Genomic DNA, 3819 nt, shown 5'->3' with positions numbered 1-3819 from the left:
GGAATCTGTTGCGCAAATGCATCCTTATTACGCGATGCGTGCCGTCGGTGGTTTCATTTTCTTCGCAGGTGCTGTGATCATGCTTTACAACGTCACCGTTACTATTCGTCAGGCAATCGCTAAACCGTCTGCTGAACTGGCCACTGCAGCGAATATTTGAGGAAATCGGAATGGCTAAACACAAAAAAAATAAGCGCGTTAGCTTCCAGGAATGGGTTGAGCAGAATGTATGGGGCTTGGCTCTGGCAACGGCACTGGTAGTGTCGGTTGGCGGTATTGTTGAAATCGTGCCCTTGTTCTACTTAGATACCACATTTGAAGATGATGTGTTTCCGGAATATGAAGAGTTAAAAGGTGTTCGTCCCTATACCGCACTGGAATTAGCGGGTCGTGACATATATCAGCGTGAGGGCTGTTATTTGTGTCATTCACAGATGGTGCGTCCCTTCCGCGATGAAAAAGATCGTTATGGTCATTATTCGCTGGCGGTTGAATCAAAATATGATCATCCTTTCCAGTGGGGTTCCAAGCGTACCGGTCCTGATTTGGCTCGCGTAGGTGGTAAGTATTCAGATGCTTGGCATATTCAACATTTACGTGATCCGCGCAGTGTTGTGCCGGAATCGATTATGCCACGTTACCCATGGCTCGATGATGCCACTATTGATGGTGAAGGTATCGAAAAACGTGTGAAAGCAATGAAAACGTTGGGAGTACCTTACACTGAAGAAGATATCCTGGGCGCTGCCGAGGCGGTCGAGGGTAAAACTGAAATGCAGGCTTTAGTTGCCTACTTGCAAGTATTGGGCACCATGGTGAAATTTGAACCAGGCAGAGATTATCGTGAGTAAACTCCAGTCTTATTTTGAGACAAATTGGGGAGCGATGACGTTAAATGATTGGATCGGTACGATTCTGACAGTCATCATTTTCTTGCTAATGCTGGGTATGTACATATGGGTGTTACGCCCAAAAAATAAAGACAAATTGGAAGCTCATCGTAACTTACCACTTGACGATGACGCTGAAGGTAATTCGGAGAAAAAAGATGGCTGATAACGACAAAAATCCGCATGAATGTCCGGATACGGGCCATGAGTGGGATGGTATAACAGAGCTAACCAACCCACCACCACGCTGGTGGATTATTGCCCTGTATCTGAGCGGTTTATTAGTCTTGGTATATTTTATTCTGTATCCGTCATTACCGTTAGTAAATGATAGTACTGATGGCTTGTTGGGCTGGACACAAATCGAAGAGTACAAAGAAAACCTGGCTGAGGTCGAAGCCAAACGTGCACCATTTGAAGATCAACTTGCAGCCATGAGTGCCGAAGAAATCCTTGAAGATGAAGAACTGCGTAACTATGCAGTCGGCTCCAGTAAGGTACTTTACGGAGATAACTGTGCTGCCTGTCACGGAACGGGTGGTATACCCCCTGAGGGTTCAGGTTATCCAGTTCTGGCTGACGATGACTGGTTATATGGTGGCAGCGTTGGCAAAATTGTCGAAACACTGGCAAAAGGTCGTCAGGGCATGATGCCTGCACATAAAGAATTATTGACAGACGAAGAGGTGGATCAACTTGTTCAGTTTGTAATTAATAGATCTGAAGGTCAGGCAACAGATGCCGGCTGGAAACTATACAATGATAAAGGTTGTGTCGCCTGTCATGGGCCAGAGGCGCAGGGTATCCAGCAATTAGGTTCTGCTAATCTGTCTGATAAAATCTGGCGTTTTTCCGGCGAACCGGACGAAATTCGTCATACGATTTTGCATGGTGTTAACGATACAAATGACCCAAAAACCCGTATAGCGGTCATGCCGGGCTGGAATGAAAAGCTGGCTGTTAAACTGGAAGCTGAAGAATGGGATGAAGAGCCGGAATACGACGGCACAGAAACCCAGCGTCTAAGTGAAACCGAGATTAAGAAATTGGCTGTCTATGTTCACCAGTTAGGTGGTGGTGAGTAAGACAGGGGTAATAAATGACTGAGCAGACAGTCGTATTGGATACAGGAGAAGGCTTATGGATGCGGTTGCTATAGGCGCCATTGTCTCAGTAGTTCTGACCATAGCGGTCATTGGTGTTATTGCCTACAAAATTATTAAAAACATGGAAGACAGCAGCGATGAAGGCTAACTAGCTGTTATGTATTTCAAGGAAGAAACCGGCTTTTATGTCGGTTTTTTCTTATCTGAATTTTGTAATCAGCAAATTTTGATATTTTACTGCCGTGCTACAATCCGGGGGTTACAGCTGTGAGGAAAGCCTAGTGTCTCAACAACAAGGCGTGCCAATTGACGTCTCAGGTATTTATAAAGATGTCTCAGACTGGGATGTCAATGCTGGCGGCAATAAAGTCGTAGCCAAACGACTGGGCGGCCGGTTCCGTATGCTTAAATGGTATGGCATGTCAGTGTGGCTGATCTTTTTCCTCGGGCCATATTTACGGTGGAATGGTGAACAGGCTGTTTTGTTCGATATCCCTAACCGCCAATTCAATTTATTCAATATCACTATCTATCCGCAAGACATCTGGATGTTGTCACTGACGCTGCTGTTCTTTGCTATTTTACTGGCAGCCGTTACCAGTATTGCCGGTCGGGTGTTTTGTGGTTATTTTTGTTTCCAGACCGTTTGGACCGATATCTATACCTTTATCGAGACCCGTCTCGAAGGTGATACCCCACCAAAAGCAATGAAATTCCGTCAGTCACCGCTGACCATTAATAAAGCAGTGCGTATTACTACCAAACATACTCTCTGGCTGGTGATTGCTTTGTTAACAGGGGTGTCTTTTGCTGCCTGGTTTACCGATGCTTATCAGCTTTGGCATGACTACTTTACCCTGCAAGCCTCAACGGCAGCATGGATTGTATTGGGTATGTTCACTGCCGGCACCTATATCTTTGCCGGGTTTATGCGAGAACAGGTTTGTTTCTGGTTATGTCCATATGCACGTCTTCAGGGCGTTATGTATGATCAGGATACGGTGTTGCCTGCTTATGATGCTGAGCGGGGTGAACCACGCGGCAAATTAAAGCGTGGTGCGGTTGATGAGAGTAAAGGCAGTTGTATTGATTGCCGGATGTGTGTGGCGGTGTGTCCGACCGGTATTGATATCCGTAAAGGCCAGCAAGAAGGTTGCATCACCTGTGGCATGTGTATTGATGCCTGTGATTCGATTATGGATAAAACCAATCAGCCGCGTGGTCTCATTCGCTATGCATCCTACAAAGAGCTGCACCATAACGGTAAATCGGTGCCGCTATATTTGCGCCCAAGGGTCGTTATTTATTCGTTAATTTTGCTGATGGCACTGGGTGGGGTTATTTACGGTTTTGCCAGTCTCTCGCCAACCGAATTTAAGGTCACCCATAATCGTCAACCTTTATATGTCACCTTGAGTGATGGCTCGATACAAAACCGTTACACACTGAAAATGCTCAATAAAACTAAAGAAATGATTTCAGTGCGTTATCAGGTGGCGGGTGTAGATGGGGCTAAATTACAGGAATTTGGTGAACCGGTCAGAGTGGCGCCGGGTCATGTTGTACCGATACAGGCGCTGGTGCGGGTACCATCTGAACAAGTAACTGCGCCAGCTATGCCGCTCTACTTCGAAGCTGAAGTGATCGATAATCCAGCTTTAAATAGTCGTTACGAAACCGTGTTTATGGGACCGCAATAATGGGCATTTCGCAGGATAATCCCCAAGCATTAAAAAATCCCTGGGTACTGGGCATGCTGGGCTTTTTAGTGGTGTTTCTGACTGCCAACTTTGTATTTATTTATCTGGCTTTTAAACAGCCGC

At 45.9% G+C, this 3819-nt stretch carries 4 protein-coding genes; all 4 read left to right on the top strand.

Going from position 1 to position 3819, the window contains the following annotated elements; translation table 11 throughout:
• The first annotated feature begins 170 nt into the window (after positions 1–170).
• The 4 genes from ccoO (at position 171) to ccoG (ending at position 3696) form a co-directional block, all read left to right on the top strand.
• The gene (gene ccoO / locus R3177_RS13750; protein WP_318971591.1) at positions 171–851 is read left to right on the top strand and encodes a cytochrome-c oxidase, cbb3-type subunit II; all 681 of its coding nucleotides are present in this window, start codon (positions 171–173) and stop codon (positions 849–851) included.
• Positions 844–1056 carry a cbb3-type cytochrome c oxidase subunit 3 gene (locus R3177_RS13745; RefSeq protein ID WP_318971590.1) on the top strand — a complete coding sequence of 71 codons (213 nt, stop codon included), beginning with the start codon at positions 844–846 and terminating at the stop codon, positions 1054–1056. Before ccoO ends, R3177_RS13745 begins: the two co-directional genes overlap by 8 nt.
• Positions 1049–1975: a cytochrome-c oxidase, cbb3-type subunit III gene (gene ccoP / locus R3177_RS13740; protein WP_318971589.1), complete on the top strand. Its 927-nt coding sequence runs from the start codon at positions 1049–1051 to the stop codon at positions 1973–1975. Before R3177_RS13745 ends, ccoP begins: the two co-directional genes overlap by 8 nt.
• 302 nt (positions 1976–2277) lie before the next feature.
• Positions 2278–3696 carry a cytochrome c oxidase accessory protein CcoG gene (ccoG, locus tag R3177_RS13735; protein WP_318971588.1) on the top strand — a complete coding sequence of 473 codons (1419 nt, stop codon included), beginning with the start codon at positions 2278–2280 and terminating at the stop codon, positions 3694–3696.
• Positions 3697–3819 lie beyond the last annotated feature (123 nt).

The organism is Arsukibacterium sp. (assembly GCF_033722355.1).
GTDB lineage: Bacteria > Pseudomonadota > Gammaproteobacteria > Enterobacterales > Alteromonadaceae > Alishewanella.
This window is presented reverse-complemented; position numbering and strand designations above follow the sequence as displayed.